The sequence below is a fragment of the Neolewinella agarilytica genome (assembly GCF_900110645.1).
Taxonomy (GTDB): Bacteria; Bacteroidota; Bacteroidia; order Chitinophagales; family Saprospiraceae; genus Neolewinella; species Neolewinella agarilytica.
On the sequence record NZ_FOFB01000007.1, the window covers coordinates 79,214 to 97,661 of the forward strand.

12 protein-coding genes are annotated in these 18,448 nt (G+C 49.5%); 4 read left to right on the top strand and 8 right to left on the bottom strand.

Annotated elements, in window-relative coordinates; translation table 11 throughout:
* Positions 1 to 132 precede the first annotated feature (132 nt).
* The 8 genes from BM123_RS08100 to BM123_RS08135 all read right to left on the bottom strand — a co-directional run bounded on the left by BM123_RS08100 (position 133) and on the right by BM123_RS08135 (position 14,023).
* On the bottom strand, positions 133 to 1,803 hold the full coding sequence (locus BM123_RS08100) for a glycoside hydrolase family 32 protein (protein WP_090167120.1): 1,671 nt from the start codon (positions 1,801 to 1,803) through the stop codon (positions 133 to 135).
* Positions 1,804 to 1,813: 10 nt separating this feature from the next.
* Entirely contained in the window at positions 1,814 to 3,628 is a 1,815-nt protein-coding gene (locus BM123_RS08105; protein ID WP_090167122.1) for an FG-GAP-like repeat-containing protein, read from the bottom strand.
* 90 nt (positions 3,629 to 3,718) lie between these two features.
* The gene (locus BM123_RS08110; RefSeq protein WP_090167124.1) at positions 3,719 to 5,473 is read right to left on the bottom strand and encodes a RagB/SusD family nutrient uptake outer membrane protein; all 1,755 of its coding nucleotides are present in this window, start codon (positions 5,471 to 5,473) and stop codon (positions 3,719 to 3,721) included.
* A gap of 124 nt (positions 5,474 to 5,597) precedes the next feature.
* Entirely contained in the window at positions 5,598 to 8,858 is a 3,261-nt protein-coding gene (locus BM123_RS08115; RefSeq protein WP_090167126.1) for a SusC/RagA family TonB-linked outer membrane protein, read from the bottom strand.
* A 60-nt stretch (positions 8,859 to 8,918) separates the two neighbouring features.
* The gene (locus BM123_RS08120; RefSeq protein WP_090167128.1) at positions 8,919 to 9,857 is read right to left on the bottom strand and encodes a carbohydrate kinase family protein; all 939 of its coding nucleotides are present in this window, start codon (positions 9,855 to 9,857) and stop codon (positions 8,919 to 8,921) included.
* On the bottom strand, positions 9,854 to 11,191 hold the full coding sequence (locus BM123_RS08125) for a sugar porter family MFS transporter (protein ID WP_090167130.1): 1,338 nt from the start codon (positions 11,189 to 11,191) through the stop codon (positions 9,854 to 9,856). Before BM123_RS08125 ends, BM123_RS08120 begins: the two co-directional genes overlap by 4 nt.
* 216 nt (positions 11,192 to 11,407) lie before the next feature.
* Complete coding sequence (locus tag BM123_RS08130) at positions 11,408 to 13,108, bottom strand: substrate-binding domain-containing protein (protein ID WP_090167132.1); 1,701 nt, start codon at positions 13,106 to 13,108, stop codon at positions 11,408 to 11,410.
* 291 nt (positions 13,109 to 13,399) lie between these two features.
* Positions 13,400 to 14,023: a cohesin domain-containing protein gene (locus BM123_RS08135; RefSeq protein ID WP_090167133.1), complete on the bottom strand. Its 624-nt coding sequence runs from the start codon at positions 14,021 to 14,023 to the stop codon at positions 13,400 to 13,402.
* 82 nt (positions 14,024 to 14,105) lie between these two features.
* On the opposite strand from BM123_RS08135, the gene BM123_RS08140 reads away from it, so the two are divergent.
* From BM123_RS08140 to BM123_RS08155, 4 genes are all read left to right on the top strand, one after another.
* Positions 14,106 to 15,095: an OmpA family protein gene (locus BM123_RS08140; RefSeq protein ID WP_090167135.1), complete on the top strand. Its 990-nt coding sequence runs from the start codon at positions 14,106 to 14,108 to the stop codon at positions 15,093 to 15,095.
* A 14-nt stretch (positions 15,096 to 15,109) separates the two neighbouring features.
* Positions 15,110 to 15,868 (top strand): DUF6438 domain-containing protein, encoded by a 759-nt coding sequence (locus BM123_RS08145; RefSeq protein WP_139211812.1) that lies wholly within the window; start codon positions 15,110 to 15,112, stop codon positions 15,866 to 15,868.
* 105 nt (positions 15,869 to 15,973) lie between these two features.
* Positions 15,974 to 17,341, top strand: a complete 1,368-nt coding sequence (locus BM123_RS08150) for a DoxX family protein (protein WP_090167139.1) — start codon at positions 15,974 to 15,976, stop codon at positions 17,339 to 17,341.
* Between the two features lie 108 nt (positions 17,342 to 17,449).
* Positions 17,450 to 18,358 carry a transcription antitermination protein NusB gene (locus tag BM123_RS08155; RefSeq protein ID WP_090167141.1) on the top strand — a complete coding sequence of 303 codons (909 nt, stop codon included), beginning with the start codon at positions 17,450 to 17,452 and terminating at the stop codon, positions 18,356 to 18,358.
* Positions 18,359 to 18,448: the final 90 nt, after the last annotated feature.

Consider the following 18,448-nt stretch of genomic DNA (forward strand, 5'->3'; position numbering starts at 1 on the left):
GGCACTCCATGGCTATAATAACTTTTCTTTGCACCTGCACGTTAGGCCGGTTCAGTGAGCACGTCTGCGCCACCTGCCTTGTTAAAAGATACCGGAAACGCATGTTCGGGTGATTACCATTGCGCAGCAGTGTTACTTATTTATACCGGCGTCCCAAATCCGCTTTAAAGCATATGCTTTGCCTGCGGAAAGTTTTACAGTATTCTCCGTTTCGCTGAACAGACTTATCTGGTTGAAGACCTGATCGGGAAAAAATATATCGGTAATCACCGTAGCTCCGCCGTCCGCAAATAACTCAGCGGAAGCTTGGTCAAAAACCAGTTGCATACGAATGGTTTCAGCGTCAGCATTTCGTGGTGCTATGGTTATTTTGTCGGCGAACTTATCAGAGAAGGAGGTATCACCACTTTTAGTCCGATCGCTAAAGAACTCATCTTCTGAAGGATCATATCCAACCCGATACGACTCACCAGAGCTATTGTGTAGTATTACTCCGAAAGAACCAGCTTTTTCTTTATCCAACAGCGTGAATTCAAGTTCGAGTTCATAGGTTCCTTTACTGCGGTCGGTTATTGGCGCTGACGCTGGTGCAATGAAAGCTTTTAAGGGCATTGTGGCAGAAACTACATCTCCGTTCAACATATTTTCACTGGTTCGAAGTTGCTTCAATTCCTTTACTGGCGTAGAGAATATCCGGTATCCTGACGATAAGCGATGAAGCTCCAGTTTACGGGCTACCGTCATGGCACTTCGCCATGCTTCGGTAGGCACATCACGGGCATACTGCCAGTTACTCATCCATCCGATAAACAGCCGCCGGCCGTCAGTTTCAGGAATATTGGACCAGGTTACGCCGGCGTAGTTGTCCCGGCCGTAGTCCAGCCAGACTGCTTGTTCATTGGTTACTTCTTTTCTGAAGTCCTCGTCAAGAGTAAACGTTTTACCATCCCAATCACCGACAAAATACTGGGTGGCCGAGCCTCCGTTTGGTCCTCCCGGGTTGATACTTGCAATCAGTATCCATTTAGTAATTCCTTCCCCTTCTACGCTCGCGGGGAAGAAGTCAGGGCATTCCCATACGCCTCCGTGGCTACCAAACTCCTGGCCAAACTCGCTCTCAAAAGTCCAGTCGATCAGGTTCGGACTGCTCCAGAACATCATTCTGTTTTGAGCAGCGAATACCATTAGCCATTGTTCTCGTTCGGCATCCCAGCTTACTTTCGGATCCCTGAAGTCCCTAATTGATTCCGTATTAGGCACTACGGGATTACCCGCATATTTCTTCCACGTACGCCCCCGGTCGTTGCTGTAAGCAATGCCCTGGTACTGAAAATCCTGCCTGCCAGCTTTTTCCATTTCAGAGTTGTGGTAGGTAAAAATGGCAATCAGCGGCCCATTACCATCCTCCCCCAACCCACTGGTGTTTTTCTCGTCATACACGGCACTTCCGGAGAATATCCATCCAAGACTGTCGGGATATAAAGCAATGGGTAAATGTTCCCAGTGTACCATATCTTCACTAACAGCGTGTCCCCAGTGCATGGGGCCCCAAACGGTGCTATCGGGGTAATATTGATAAAAGAGATGGTATTCGCCATCATAAAACACCATGCCGTTCGGATCATTCATCCATTTTTCCTGTGGCGAAAAGTGAATCTGTGGACGGTGAGAGTCCAGATATTCCATATTGGCGTCACTTTCAGTAATCATTTCGGCCTCATTGTGCCCTGGCCCGGTCTTTGAGCCACACGAGAAAGCTATCATTACCAAAAGGAGGCATGACAACAGAATAGAATTATTCATTTTAGCAATTTTATTTTTTAATCAACTTACCGCTGGAAATGGTCCGCCCTGAAGAAAGTCGGTAAATGTAGGTACCCGCCGGCTGGTTACCGCCACCCCACCGGAATTTTGCGATGCCTGAAGCGGGAACTATTTGTTCTGTTTGCCATACGTGTTGTCCGGTAACAGAGAATATATCTAACGCAATACTTTCCCCCGCCTGGAGCCTGGTGCTGAAGTATGCTTTGTCCTGAAATGGATTTGGAAAAACCTCCGTAGAGGGATGATCATTAACCAAGTCACTTTCATGCAAGTCCGTCAGTTCACCACCTTCAATGACGTTTACGGTTTGATTGACATCCAAATCATAGTAAGTTTCTACCTTCCCGGATAGCCAGGTGATCTGGAGTTCATCAATTTTTGTAGCGGCTCCAATGCCAAAGTGAACGGCCTTAAGGCTCTGCGCAAAAAAGCTGGTGCCATGGTACCAACGATACAATGTTTGCTCTCCTGCTTTAATACGTACTTCTGTCCCGTAGGCACTGCGGTTGGATTCAGTTCCTTCCAGCCGGACTTTAAAAAAGTTGTGATTCCCGTCATTGACCAAATCATTACGAAAAAGCATGGGCCTTGACGCCACGTTAGCAATAATGACGTCGAGATCACCATCACCGTCATAGTCAAATACTTCCATTCCCCGGGCACGTTCCATTCCGTCCAGACCAAAATCAGCTGAACGATTGACAAAGCCTTCCTCCCTGTTTTCGATCAGGGTATTTTGAAAAAAACAATGTGGCTCATCTTGCTGCTCGACCCCTCCAATGTATTGTTTACTCACAACTCCATTAACGGCGAATAAGTCCTCGTCTCCGTCCTGATCAGCATCAAAAAACTGTACGCCCCAGCCCCAGCCAGTATTATCAACCGCCAGGTTTTCTGCTACGTCAACATAACGCCTTCGCCCGGTATTTTTAAATAAGGGATTTGGGTGATGGGAAAAAATATTGGTTACATAGATATCAAATAAGCCGTCGTTATTATAGTCTCCAACGGCAATGCCCATCCCTGCCCCTTCATCAGCCATTCTGTACGCCAGACCGCTTTCGTTATAGTGAAGACCGGATGTGTTAGTCAGACATTGATTGGCTTCGGTATCATTGGCAAGATAGAGGTCCAGAAATCCATCCTTGCCAATATCAATGGCCGTGGTAGTCCAGGTAATACCGGCACTGAACAGAGCCGGATGGTTGTTAAAAAGGGAGAAGGTCCCCTCCCCCAGGTTTTCGTAAGCCAGGTTCGGTCCGTTGAGTACGGAAACATAAAGGTCAAGATCACCATCACGATCGTGATCGAACCAGGTAGCTCCTCCGCTATAGCATTCATTACAGCCCACCAAGCCTGCCGCTATACTGACATCGGTGAATGTACCGTCGCCATTATTATGATAAAGTTGGTCTTTACGGCTATTACTCAGGTATAAATCAGGAAAGCCATCATTGTCATAGTCCCCCCATGACGCTCCCATTTTCTCGCCCAGGGATGCAATGACATCGTTGTTTACAAACTGATCGGTAAATCCCGCAGCAATAGTTACGTCAGTAAATGTACCATCTCCATTATTGCTCATCAACCGGTTCCAGGTTGAATCAGCAGCAGCTTCAAAGCTGTGATAACCGGTAAAGAAAATGTCTTCATCGCCATCACCATCAAAATCAGCTATGGCTACCCCGTTATTGTCGGAAATATGGCTAAGACCTGCCGCCAGATCAACCCTGGTGAAGGGCTGAGCGCACAGCTGGGCAGCCAGGAGTAGTAGAACCGCAAAGAAAAGACGTTGTGTACTCATGGTAATTGATTGAGATTTTAAGATCTGCGTACTGTGAAATGCTCCGGATGCAATAAATCAAAAGCATCCGGAGCATTAGCAATGATCGGCTTAGTTGTAGCCTGGGTTCTGAACGTATAGCCCCTGAGAGATCGTAATCTGCTCTTGGGGGATGGCCAGGTACTCATCTCTCCCTGCGGTAAAGAGTGCATCGGTTAGGTGAGCTACGCGGTCACGCTCCTCGTTAAAGTAGGTATTAAGCGTTTCGGCGGCGATACCCCAGCGAACGAGGTCAAAGAATCGCTTGGATTCAAAGGCAAGTTCCAGGCGGCGCTCCATGCGGAGAATTTCGCGGGCGTTATCCTGGCTTCCCAAATCTGAGTACTCTCCGACGGTCCAATCACCAGTCGCATTTCCTTCAGCATCGACTATCCGCGAAAGGCTAGCTTCTGAAATCGCCCGGCGGCGAATTTGATTGATGATCTGTAGTGCTTCACCAAGTCGGTTAAGTTCTATGAGTGCTTCTGCTTTCCAGAGCAATACTTCCGCCCAGCGGATCTGGTCTGTATTTCGGGCAATGCTAAAGAATGCTTCGTATTGACGGAAGGCCGGAGAATTCGGAAGTTCCTGATCCTTCATTCCCAATTTGAAGCCATAAACGCCAGGTACACGCGAATAAGACTCATCATAAACCCGGTTAGGGTCATATTTAAACGGCATACCGATAAGCCCGATCGTATGAGCTAAGCGGGGGTCCACCTTATTGGCTCTGGTATCCTCGATAGTTTCAATCTGAGCCCCTGAATTGAAGTCACTCAGCAAAGGCAGGCCACTATCATCGGTTTTATAAGCATTGGTCAGGTTTTGGGACGGCTGGTTGAAAGAGCAGCAACCGTAGCCAGGTCCGAGAGAAGAGGTAAGACCGGTTGAGAAATTGCCTCTGCCCTGATTAGACCCATCATTGATGGAACGCATAACGGCCCAGACAGACTCCACACCACTTTCATATTCCCACAGGAAATTTTTTGCGTAGTCATCGAACAGCTCATATTCTCCCGTGCCCTCAATGGTATTGATCAGGTTAACTACTTCCTGCAGTTCAGCAGAATTGATGCTTACTACCTGATGGTTGTCATCCTGAACGTAAGCTTTGTACATCAGCACTTTCGCCAGATAGGCTCTGGCCGCGTTCTTGGTCGGGCGCCCTTCATCAGCTTGTGCGTCCGGCAAGCCTTCAACTCCTGCTCTGAATTCTTCCGCGATGTAGGCCCAACCTTCCTGGTCGGTCAGTTCGCGGTTGGAAACATTAATAATTTCTGCCTTAGGAACATTCTCATCAATAAAAACCGGATACTTGTAAAGAACCTTGAGGATGAACTGATAGTGACCGCGCAAAAATCTCATTTCCGCAAGGCGTTGTGCCGCGCTTACCCCTGCCTCTTCCTGATAAACGGCCGGATCGATGGCTTTAATCCGACTCATCGCATCGTTGACACGGGAAATTCCGGCATAAATCCATTTCCAATTCAGGTTAGCGTTAAAGTTGTTAGGGTCATTAAGGGTAAAGACTTCCGTCTGGTGTGTCGGGAACTGGTCGCCAATACCACCGCCACCTTTGTATCCGTCGTCAGAACGACTGGTACCCCAGGCCCAAAGATCACCATATTGGTGGGCCAGCAGTCCGTCATTACCAAGACTTGCGTAGGCCGCAATTATCATCGATTCTACCGTTTCCGGGCTTTCCAGATCACTACTGGACACTACTCCCGTTGGGGTGAATTCCAGGAATTCATCGCTACAGGCGGTTAAGGTTAAAAGCAAAGCGACAACCGCCAGGCCTATATTCATCTGAATTTTTCGATTCATGATTTCAATTATTTATTGTTCGTTATCGTACTGCTCCTGAAATACAAAGCTGAATTTCCGAATGGATAATTTCTTTGCCCGTTAATTAACTTGGCAGCACGACAAGGATTAGAGTAATTATGGATTAAAATCCGGCATTGATACCGAGAGAGATACGCAATGGCTTTGGGTACAGACCACCAACATTGTTTTCTACACGCCAGCCAACATGCGGGAACTGGTTTGGGCCATTCCTGTCAACAATCCAGCCCAGATTTTCTCCGCTCAGGTAGACGCGTAGGTTAGAGAAGATGTTACTAAGTCCTGTTCCGGAAGGCAAGGAGTAGCCTAAAGTAGCCTGACGGAAAGCAAAGAAGTTCCCGTTGCGGACGTTATAGTCCAGAGAAAAACCGAGTGGTTGGTTACTGTTACTTACCGCAGGTATATAGCTGTCGGTATTGGTAGGTGACCAGGCATCGAGCTGAGCAACGCCACCATTCTCACCGTTATTCAGAGAACCAAGTTCCATACGGAAAACATCCGGAGCCACTTTACGGCCAAGGGCGCCCCAACCGAATACGGTGAGGTCAAAGTTCTTATAATCAACACGTAAGTTAAGACCGAACTGAACGTCCGCAACACCATTACCCCGAGAGTCGTCGTATTCCTGATCGAGCGCATCAATGACGTTATCACCGTTCAGATCAACATAGCGAAGGGCGCCTACTCTGGCACCTGTTTGTTCCGCGTGTGCGGCCACTTCTTCTGCGTTCTGGAAGATACCATCCGTGCGGTAGCCGAAAAAGGCATTCGGTGCCTGCCCGATGATGTTTTGCTCCTGATTACCGGGGTAAGAAGTCCACAGATCTTCGGGAAGATCGGTTATTATCGCTTTGTAGCTGCCAAAATTAGCCCCTACGGAGAAACCAAAATCGCTTTTAACCAGGCTATTGTACTGAAGGGAGAACTCCCAACCATTGGTTTCTACGTCGGCAGCATTAACGAACCGACGGGCACCGTCACCAAAAGCACCGATGGCTGTAGGAATAATCAGGATATCCTCCGTTTGCTTGGTGAAGATCTCGAAGGTTCCCGTAATGGCGTCGTTCTTAAAGCCAAAGTCCATTCCGAAGTTCAACTCGGTGGAGGTTTCCCATTTCAGGTCGGGGTTTTCTGTCTGGATAGAAAGGAACCCGGAAGGAAGAATACCACTATCGTTATTACCGATATCGTATGCCGTAGCTGCATCATTACAGACGATCTCAGCGCAGCCGCCACCCCAGGGAAGCACTACGTTTTGCGGTGCATAAACTGCACGGTAAAGAGCCAGGGTTGCGTCGTTAGCCGTAAACTGGTTACCTGTCTGGCCGTAAGCTGCCCGTACTTTAAGATTGGAAATAAAGTTGTTGTCAGCCAGGAATGGTTCTTCACTGATTCTCCAACCTACAGAAGCTGCGGGGAATACCGCATACCGGTTGTTGGCTCCAAAACGGGAAGACCCGTCGCGGCGAATGGTAAAGGAGGCCAGGTAGCGATTGTCAAAGGTGTAGTTAACCTTACCAAAATAAGAGAACAGCGAGAAGCCTGTTTCTCCTCCGTTATTAGACCTTTCGCCCGACGCGGCTCCCAGCTGGAAGTATTCATTCGTTTCCAACGCGAATTCTTTAGCGGTGGCTGAACTGAAGGTCTGGGTGTTTTCGATCGCTTCCGTACCGACAAGAAAATTAAAATTGCTTTTACCAAGGTCCAGTTTATAAGTCAAAGTATTATTGAATACCGTACTTACATACTGGTTCTGACCAATTGTTAATTCTGCTACATTGTTCGCCAGGAAACCACGGGAGTAGGTCCTGAAAATATTGCGGGAGTTGATGTTGTCATAGTCAACACCAAGATTCGTACTGAAAGTCAGTCCGTCGATGATTTCGAAACTTGCGTAGACGTTACCGAAAATTTTGATGTTGTTTACAGCATCGTCCCGGTTATCAAAGGCAAGCGCAATTGGATTATCACGATCAGAGAAACCTCCTCCGGGAGGGCCGGAGAAGCGGCCATCTTCTGTTCGTACGGGTAATATTGTTTTATACCTGTATGGAGCTGCTTCTGCAGTACCTCCAAAGCCATTGTCCAGAAGCTGACGGTCTCCCCGAACCACCGCCAGGTTCTCTCCAATAGTGATCCGATCATTTAGAAGTTTATGGTAGGAGTTCAGGCGGAGACCCATCCGCTCATAGGCCGTTTCAATTACCACTCCTTTTTGGTTAAAATAGTTCGCTGAGAACATTACACCACCCCGTTGGCCACTCTCTGAAAAGGAAATATCGTAGTTCTGAACGATTCCGGTCTGGGATATCTCATCCCAGTAGTTGGTTCCTTCCTCGATGCTGCCTCCGTAAGTACTATTTGGATGGCCTGCCGGGCGCAGCTGATCCTCTTCGTCCAGCCATTCCGGGTAGATAATTCTTTCCAGCACCGGAACGCCGGTTCCCTGAATGCCGGGGCCAAGGCTGGGGTCGAGTCGCCACTCGTAAGTGTAAACTCCGGTAGCATTGGGGTCAGAGCCGTCGTTAACGGCTCCCTGCCATTCAATCCTCGCACGTTCCTCACTATTCGTAAGTTCATCATAATCGTTCCAGCTCTCTACACTGGTACGTACGTTGAAGTTAATTTTTGTCTCCCCCTCCTTGGGTCGACGGGTAGTAATGATAACAACACCATTGGAGGCACGCGAACCGTAGATGGACGCAGAAGCTGCATCTTTAAGCACTTGCACGGATTCGATGTCGTTGGGGTTTAGCCAGGACAAGCCCCAGTTCTGCGCATATCCGGTTCCGAGCGCATCAGTATTAAACGGTTCAATTGGCACACCATCTACAATGTAAAGCGGGTTGTTGTTATTCAGAGTACTGTTACCCCTTACCTGTACGCGTGCGCCCTGACCGGGGTCTCCGGAGAGTTCAACGTTAACGCCAGCGGTTCGCCCCTGCACGCTTTGCAGTACATTCGGGTTAGCCACGTCCTGTATTTCATCCATGTCGATGACCGCGATTGCGCCCAGCAGGTCTTTTTTCCTTTCGGTAGCGTAACCTGTAACGACAACCTCATCAAACAAGACTCCGGAAGAAAGTGCTACGTCAACAGTAGTCTGCCCTGGAGCTAGCGTCACTCGTTGGGTAGAATAACCAGTATAAGAGAAAACCAGGGTAGCGTCAGGCAATACACTTAGTGAGTACTTCCCGTCAAAGTCGGTAACAGTACCTGTTGAAGTTCCTTCCAGTAAAATTGAGGCCCCAACCAGCGGGTCTCCGGTCTCAGCGTCGGTCAGTGTTCCACTGACCGTTTCTTGTGCGGACAGATGGAGCCCCGCCACAAGCATCGAAAACAGAAACAATATTTTTAGTTTCATAACAAAGTTGATTAAAGTGAATAATTTGTCAGTGGAGCTTAGCAACCCAGTTCCAATGACTTAATAAGTCTGATCGACTGTTTTTGCATTTGTCTTAGCAGCATTCAGGAAGGCCTGAACTTCTGATTCATTATAGGTAGGTGTTCCACCAGTTTTACTGGCCACTAGTGCCCCTACTGCCCCGGCATAAGCAAGGCATCTTTGCGGCACTACGCCTCTTAGGTACTGGTATAAAAAGGCGGCGAGAAAGGAGTCGCCGGCCCCAATTGTATCGGCGACGGTTACTTTAAATCCGGGATGTTCGTGAAGGCCGGTGCTATCCATTAAGGCAGCACCATTTTTCCCGCGCGTCAGAATGGCAGCTTTGAGCTCCAGGCTCTCATATAGCTCCCGGAGGAGTTCTTCATCCGTACCCGACCAATTGTACCATTTACCGATCAGGTGAATTTCCTCATCATTAACCTTTACAATATCCGCTTGGCGCATGAGCGCTTCGATTTGAGATTGGGTAAAAAAGGGTGCGCGTAAATTCACATCCAATACGCGCACCTTAACGTCAATTAGTAGTGATGATAAACTTTTCAGGTTTTGGGAAGTCCGTGTTGCCAGGCTACCGAACACCATTGCGTCCGCACTGCTCACGGCCCGGCGAGCCGCATCATTTACTTCTATTTGATCCCAGGCGACTGGTGATACAATCTCATAAGTAGGAGTAAGTGAGTTCAGGAAGGTTACCGGAACAGTTCCCGTTTCCAAATCATCATCTTTTTGCAGCGCAACGCTATCCAGTCCATTTTCGCGAACGAATTGAATCAGCTCAGCCCCCAGGGCATCCCGGCCTACCCGGCTGACAATAGAACTCAGGCCGCCAAGTTGATGAAAGTGGTAGGCTACATTGAGCGGAGCACCGCCAATCTGTTTCCCTTCAGGCAAAAGATCAAAGAGTGTTTCGCCGAAGCAAACTATTTTGGGCGCGACCGCAGGTGCAATGGAAGTCATACGACAGCATTTTTCAGGTTAAGTGTTTCGCCCAATTCTTCAAGAGTGACGCCTTTGGTTTCGGGCATCATTCGCCATACAAAGACCAGTTGTAGCACCATCATGAAAGCGAAAAAAGCGAAGACCGGTGCAGTACCGATGGAGGTAAACAGAATGGGAACCACCGAGGGAATGGCCGCCGCTAAAACCCAGTGAACGGAAGTGCCAAAAGACGTACCGCTGGCCCGCAGATGGTTTGGGAATATTTCACTCAGAAATACCCAGATTACTGTTCCCTGCCCGATGGCATGGGCGGCAATAAATACGAAGAGGAACAGGGGTACGTACCAGCCCTGCCAGCCCAGGGCAAATGCTATTGCCACCATACCCAGCGAAAAAATGTACCCAACCGAACCGATGTACATCAGTTGGCGTCGCCCAAAACGATCAATCAGAGAAAGACCAATCAGCGTAAAGACCATATTGACAACCCCAATGCCTACACTACTCAGCAGAGCAGAACTCCGCTCCAGGCCGGCGGTCTCAAAGATTCGGGGAGCATAGTAGAGAAAGGCGTTGATGCCCGAGAACTGGTTAAAAAAGGCCAGTAAAAAAGCCAGCATCAGGGAAAAACGGTAGCGCGGATGGAAGATCGTCTCATCAAGATCCGACTGCTGGTTATCCTTTGCTATTTCAGCCATCATTGCACCTGCGTCCGCGCCCGGATTAATAAGCAGTAAAACCCGTTGCGCTTCCTCAGGCTGATGACCTTTCACCAGTAACCAGCGCGGCGAACGGGGAACACCAAGAACCAGTAAAGTGTAAATAAGCGCTGGAATCGCTTCCACCCCGATCATCCATCGCCAGGCATTCTCTCCAACACCACTTAATAAGTAATTGGACAAAAAGGCAATCAGAATACCAAAAACGATATTGAACTGGTAGGAGGCCACTAACTTACCACGGTCAGCTGCTGGTGCTATTTCAGAAATATAAGTGGGGGCAGCAATCGTGCTGACACCAACCCCAATTCCTCCTAAAAAGCGAAAAGCCGCGAACAGCCAGGGATCACTGACCGATGCCGAACCAACGGCTGAAATGAAGTAGAATACTCCTATCCATATCAGGGTAGTTTTGCGGCCAAGCCGATCGGTAGGTATACCTCCGAATAAAGCACCGGCAACGGTCCCCCAAAGTGCAGAGGCCATAACTACGAAGCCATGGAACAACTCTCCTCTACCCCACAATTCCTGCAAAGACAGATCAGCTCCCGAAATGACTACTGTATCGAAACCAAATAGAAAGCCCGCCAGAGCCACAGTCACGGACCAGAATAATATTTTGTTATTTTTCACACTTTCGACTTTTACAATGGCAAATGTCGATCAGCGCAAAATGTAGCACCGTCTAAAATGGTACCAAATAATCTGTGAAATAATCCCAGAATATAAAGACAGCTAAATGGCTGAAAATCAACGTTCTAACTTTCGTCACTTCTCCTGTCTCCCGGAAATCATAAAAATTGTCTCTCGCTTAAAACACTATTTTAGAGACCTGCCCCCCTCTGTAGTCTAATGTTTGTTCTCTCTAAAACCTGTGGGTGAGGTATGAAACCTGGACTTAAACACTTTAGCGAAGTATTCAGGAGTAGAGTACCCCACAGCATAAGCGATGTCGGCAATGGACTTATCAGTTTGCCTAAGCAGAAATTGTGCTTTGCGAAGCCGTACGCTTTCAACATAGCTGGTGACCCCCTCATTTAAAAGCTCTTTCACCTTCCGGTAAAGATGAGAACGGGACACACCCAGTTCCTGGCAAAGATCAGTGGCCTTAAAGGTTGAGTCTTCGTAATGAGTTTCTACATAATCAGCTATCCTCCTCAGAAAATCCAGATCTTCCGGAGGAAGATCTTCCCGTTTCAGAACTTCACTGAGCTGATCACTTACTATTTCGTTGCTCTTGACCGCATTCTGTACGTCGTTTTTCCGTTCTTGTAGCATCTCCCGAATTCGGGTGATAAAAAAGGTTACGTCAAAAGGTTTATCTTCATTAAAGGCAATCTCATCAGCTTCGTCAAGCTGCTCTGCCAGTTTATGTAATTGCTTCTGGTTTTCTAAAATCTCCTGATTTTTTTCTCTTAGGCTGGTATACGCCCGTTGTTTAGACCAAAGGGAACGAATAAGAGAAACCGCCAAAACGAGTCCGATGAGTAATGCGATCAGCAAAATTGAAATCAGTAGTCGTTGGCTCTGATAATTAACCCGCAGGCGATCAAGTCTTTCAACTTCCTCATCGATCATCTCCTGAAGTTTGCTTACTCTTTTCATCTGATTGCTCAGAATAACAGCATTGCCAGGCTCGATCACAATAGTTTCCAGGGTATTCTCTTTTTGATAAGGCAAGCCCTGTACAATGGCCACGATTAGCCTCACAGCCTCATCTCCCCCGGTAGGGTACAGAACCGATGCGTTGAGAATACCGTCTTCTACAGCTTCGATCCCCCGGCCAGTGCCCGGAATGCCATCTATGCCGATAAAGAATATGCTGTCTGCCAAATCAGTTTCTCTGGCGATAGAGTGAGCCACTTCCGCCAGATAGTCGGTATGGGAGAAGACGATGTCTATATCCTGGGATTCGGAAACCAGACGACGGAAAGAATCCGGCATGTTAATTACCGTGTGATCCCTGACGAACTGATCAATAATGAAACCAGGGTTCTCGCTAATTCCCTCAACGAACCCCCTGGCTCTCTCGACGCCAGGAGATATTGTTTCCGGAAGCTCAATGGTCATGATTTTACCTCCCTCCGGAAATTTTCCGGAGAGGTATGTTCCGGCGGTTCTTCCGATCTCAAAATTGTCAGCACCAATGTAAGCGGTATACAGATTGGATTCAATTTTCCGGTCAATCAGAACAACCTGAATCCCGGCGTTATAGGCTTTCTCTATAACGGGTGTAAGGGGAGCAGATTCATTTGGTGATACCAGGAGCACGTCCACTTTTTCCTCAATAAATTCCTCAATGTGCTGAATCTGCAGCTCGCTATTGTTCGCCGAAGTCCTGAGCGTAAGGGACAACTCGGGATGCAGGGAGGATTCACGCTTAACCTCCTGGTTCATAATATCCCGCCAGCCATCGTCGCAGCACTGCGAGAATCCAACTTTGATGGTATCAACCGATGTGTTCTCTCCCGTAGTGGAGGTACAGGAGGTAAAGACACCTATTGCAATTAGGGTTACCAGCAGATATCGCATGTCCTTTACTCCTTTCATGTTGAACTATTCATCTGTCCGTAGTGGAAAAACAAAACCGTTTGCTATGATATTTTTCAACTGTCAAGATAGCACTTACGCAGGCATTCCGGATTTCTAAACTGTGTTCTGTTAGGTAAAGTCATCGACTTGACTATCGATTTTGTCAGACAGAGCAGACTCTATAACCAGCTCAGGCACCAATACGATGCAAACTAAATAATCCATTGTTGACAAAGAGCCGACAGCGCCCTCCACGGCCCAAGTTACCCGTACCTGTGCGCCCGCTAAGCCTGCCGAAGTCCGCGCCGCCTATTTACTTACCACCTTTCCATTCGAATGCACCAACCGCAGCTGCTCCATCTTATTAGAAATCACTTCAAAGGCCGTTGGCCCATCCTGAAACTTCACCTCAGTTTCCTCCCCTTTCTTCATGAGGTTGGTGAAACATATTTCGAAGAGCTTGGTATTGTCCGGCATAGAGGAGCCGTTGACGATATCCGGATCTGTCCACAGCGAAGACACGTACCCACGATCTGCGAAACGGACGCCGAATTTATCCACCCCGTAACCGGGCAGTTTCATGCCCCGGACGGATTCGTACTTCAGGGCCGCGCTATCAAAACGCATCGTAAACTGAAAGCCCAACAGATCCTTGAATCCGGTGGCCTCCACCGGCAGGCAAACCCTTTCTCCGCTTTTAGCCTTGGCCTCTCCCATCCGGACAATCAGGGCGCGGGTTTTCTTATCCCCGGTAAAACCCGGATCCTGGATCAAGGGGCTTCGTGGGTTTACCTTGCCCACCACGGGCTCCCCGGTCTGGGCGTTGGCGGCGCTATTATTACAGCTAAAGACCAGTAAAAACAAGCCCGCGAACAGGCTCATTTTGGTGAGTATTGTAAGGAAGCTCGTGCTCCGAAAAGGCATCAGTTGCATGGTGTAACGTTTAAGGAAGGGCAAACATCGGTGAATTATCCTACTTTTAGGCATCAATAGCATGTAAACCAACTAATACCTGATGAAAAATCTTATTGCCACCCTGCTGCTTGCCGCTCTGTTTTTTTCGTGTGTTCCACGAAATCAGTACGAATCTATCGTAACGGAGCGCAATTATTATCGCAATCAATCTGCCCTGGCGGATAGTCTTGCGGACCAGCGCGCCATCAGTTCTTACGATGAGGTAGACCTGACGGGTAGTGAGCTTACCCAACGCATTCGTCAGGTAGAAGCCCTCACGGCGACCAATGTATCCCTGAATAAGAGTTACCAGGATCTTGAAGCTCGTTATAACGAATTGCTGGGTCAAAGCCAGAGCATGCTCTCTGAGAACGGTACGGAGGTAACGGGCCTTCAGCAGAGCCTGGCAGAACGCAGCGCGCAGGTTTCTGCGCGCGAGCAGGAGCTCCGGCAGCTGGAGCTTGATTTGCAGGCCCGTCAGGAAGCCATCGAACGAATCGAAGGTGATTACACCCCCGCTGGAGGCGGCCAGCCGGTTTCCTACGGCACCGTTAGCCGGGACCCCGGCCTCCGGCCTCCGCTCAGCGGAAGTCAGAACGCAGCCCTGAAGCTCAACACCATCCAGAACGATCTGAACCAGCTATTAGCCAACGCTGGTCTGCCGGGCAAGAGTTACATCGTTGCGCCAGCCGGTAATAACCGGCTTCAGGTGAGTCTGGCAGAAGGTAACCTCAGTACTGATGGCTTCACCGTTAGCCAGGCCGGACAGCAGCTGCTACGCCGGATGGCCATGACGCTGCGGAATTATCCTTCCGTTGAGTACACCATCATCGGCCACGCCGATGGTGCTAACCCTAATGCTTTACGAGCTTACGAAGACAGTACCGACAAAGCGATCAACGTCGCTCAACAGCTGGTTAACTACGGCCTTGACCCCGCAAAAATTACCGCTGGCGGAAAAGGATTCTACTCTCCCGTTGCGGACAGCTCTACGCCTACAGGGCAGGCTGCCAACCGTCGCATGGATATTCTCCTCACCGTTCCTGAGTAAATCCCCCTACCCTAATGACGCTATTACATAAACTGGGGCTTTGCGCCCTCTTTGCGACCTTGTTTCTGACCAGCTCCTGTGACCCCGCCGTCATCCTTGGCCCACAGGCACAGAATGCGGATAAATATGATCTGCGCATCAGCTACTTCCAGGGAGCCTGCTATGGCCGCTGTGAGGTTTACCGGCTCGATGTGTACGATAATGGCTTGCTTGTTTTTAAGGGTGAGCGCTTCACCGAACGTCCCGGAGTATGGCAGAAGAGTATTGATCGCCGACGGATCGTATCCGTTATTGACAGCTTTGAACGGGCGGACTTCAAAAACTACCCCCGCGCTTTCCGCAGTCAGATTCCGGATGCTCCATCCAGAGAGATCACGTTTTATGATGAGGAAGGAGAAGGTTACACGACCTCCTTTAAGGAAAGTGCTACCCCGGAGTTGGAAAATCTGGCACTTAAACTCCGCCGGTTGGCGGAGATGCCTAATTACCGCCCGGTTTCCGATACGATTCCCGGCTTGAATCTACGCCCGAAGGCCAATAAAGAACGGGAAGAGATCATCGTTGAGCTGCAAGCCGGTACCCGCGTGGAAACCTGGCTGGTCAATTACGGGAAACAAAACGTGCAGTTTAAGCAGCGCCTGAGCCCTAATGGTAACTACTACCTCATCACTGCTGATCCTAACCTGATGGGTGCGGATGAGCTGCTGGAGTATTTGCGAAAAGATGCATCAGTATTGAGTGCTCAGCGGAATCAAGCAGTAAACCCAAGGTAAGGGCGTGGTTTCAACCGGGCTTAACAACCCATTGACACCCCTGGCTGAACCCAATCCCCCGCTACGTGTAGTACCTTCGCACTTCCTACACAAAGCTATCGCCAAATGACGCTGACTACGCTCCTCACCTATATTACCATTGCTGCCCTGGGTCTGACGGGCATCACCTACTACGTCCTCAAAGAGAAGGAAAGCCTCTGGATGAGCTTCCTGCAAAACTTCACGGGTGCACTCTTTCTGTTCTCCGGCTACGTAAAGGCCGTGGACCCACTCGGTACGGCCTATAAAATGGAGCAGTATTTCGCGGAGTTCGAATCTACCTTTGCGGATACGGCTATGGGCTTTATGGCGCCGATTTTTCCGGCGCTGAGTGAATTAAGTGTCGGCTTTTCGGTCTTCATGATCGTGCTGGAGATTGCCCTGGGGCTCATGCTCATTCTCGGAGCCTGGCCCAAGCTTACCTCCTGGCTGTTCTTCCTCATCGTGGCCTTCTTCACGGTGCTAACCGGGTTTACCTATCTGACGGGCTATGTTCCTTCCGGAGTTAACTTCTTTGACTTCGGCAGTTGGGGCGCCTACGCAGAATCGAACATGAAAGTGACTGATTGTGGCTGCTTCGGAGACTTCCTGAAACTGGAACCCAAAACTTCTTTCCTGAAAGACGTCGCATTGCTCGTTCCCGCCTTTCTCTTCCTCATTTTCACCAAGAAGCAGCACCAGCTTTTCACCCCAAAGATCCGTACGATTGCCGTTGCGGCCATCTCTGTTATTTCCCTGGTGTATGGCATGAGCAACTACGTTTGGGATATTCCCGGACAGGACTTCCGCCCCTTCAAGGTAAACACCGACGTGGCCGCCGTGAAGCAAGCTGAGATGGACGCTGCCGCCGCCGTACAGGTAACGGGCTATAAAATGGTTAGCAAAACCACCGGAAAATCGGAGGAGCTCACCATGGCCGAATTCCTCAAAGAATACCAGAACTACCCCGAAGACCAGTGGGAATACGTACAGCTCAAATCAGCCTTGACCATTGAGCCCACTAAGATCAGCGATTTCGAAATGACGGATGTAACCGGAGACGACCCCATTCCCGCTCTGCTGGAAGACAAGGGCTACACCTTCCTCGTCGTAGCCTTCAAGCTGAAGGGAGAACCGGGTAACTGGAAGGAGAGCTACCTGGAAGACTGGACCGAAGACATCAAGCCAGTCGCCGATGCGGCCTTAGCCGCTGGCCACAAAGTCGTTGGCATGACCAAGCTCAACGATCCCGCAGCAATTGATGACTTCCGGAAAACGATCGGAGCCGACTATCCTTTCTGGCAGGGAGATGATATCATGCTGAAGACCATCATCCGCTCTAATCCTGGCGTTGTTCTGATGAAAGACGGCGTCATCCTGAATAAATGGCACCACTCCAGGCTGCCTGCTTTTGAGGAAATCAAGGCAAAGGAGCTGCTGGCGGCCGGTAAGTAGCCCTTATGCTGAAACCTGCAACCTTAAACTTGCAACCTGCCTAAATTTTTCGTTGCTTTGCGCTCGGGCAAACGAACCCATCCGCGCCCGTTGAAAATTTGTCCCCTTATGCTGAGTCGTCGTAACGTTCGTATCAAGATCATGCAGGTGCTCTACGCCGCCCAGCGGCAGCAGTTCAAAAGCCCCCGGGCTTATGAATCACTGTTCATTCAAATGGTGGACAACAGCTACAAATTATACCTCCAGAACCTGCTTATCATTCAGCGGGTCTGTGAATACGCAAAGCACGACCTGGCTACCCGCCGGGCGAAGCTGCGCCCCACGGCGGAAGACAAAGCCTTTCAGGCTATTTTGGCTGACAACCCCATCGTTTCCTTCCTTTCTGACAACAACGAGCTCTCCCGTGCTTACGAGCAGGCGGGCGTTAAGCGCACCATCGACGCTGACCAGATCCAGGGCCTTTACCGCGACTTCCTCACCACGGAAGCTTATCAGGAATACCTCACGAAGGGCGACACAACTTCCGCTTCGTCCATCTCCCTCTTGCTCAAGCTGTACAAATGGCTGCAATCTCAGGAGCTTTTCCTGGGCATGATTGAAGATCACTTCCCCCTTTGGTCGGGCGATAAGAGTCTCGTGATCGGAGCGATCAAAAAAACCATTAAGGCACTGCCGGCGGAACAGGACTTCTACAAAGCTTACCAAAATCATGGTGAGGCCGTCCTCGAATTCGGTCAGCCGCTACTAAAGTTTGTGGTGGAAAGCGACGATGCTTTACTGGAGCGTATTAAACCGCTGCTACAAAACTGGGAGGCAGAGCGGGTCGCGATCATCGACATGATCCTGATCAAGATGGCCGTTGGAGAGTTCACGCAGTTCCCCGCCATCGCGCCGGAGGTGACGATCAATGAATACGTGGACATTTCCAAGAGCTACTCCACTGACAAGAGCCGGGAATTCATCAACGGAGTACTCGACAACTTGCGCAAGGAGCTGCAGAAGGACGGGCTGGTATAGGGCGCGGCCGCGGGTGCAGGGCTGAGTAGAAGAGCAAAGGCTTGCGTAACATTCACTCGTGCTGCGCACTCGGACTCCCCGGATTGCGGC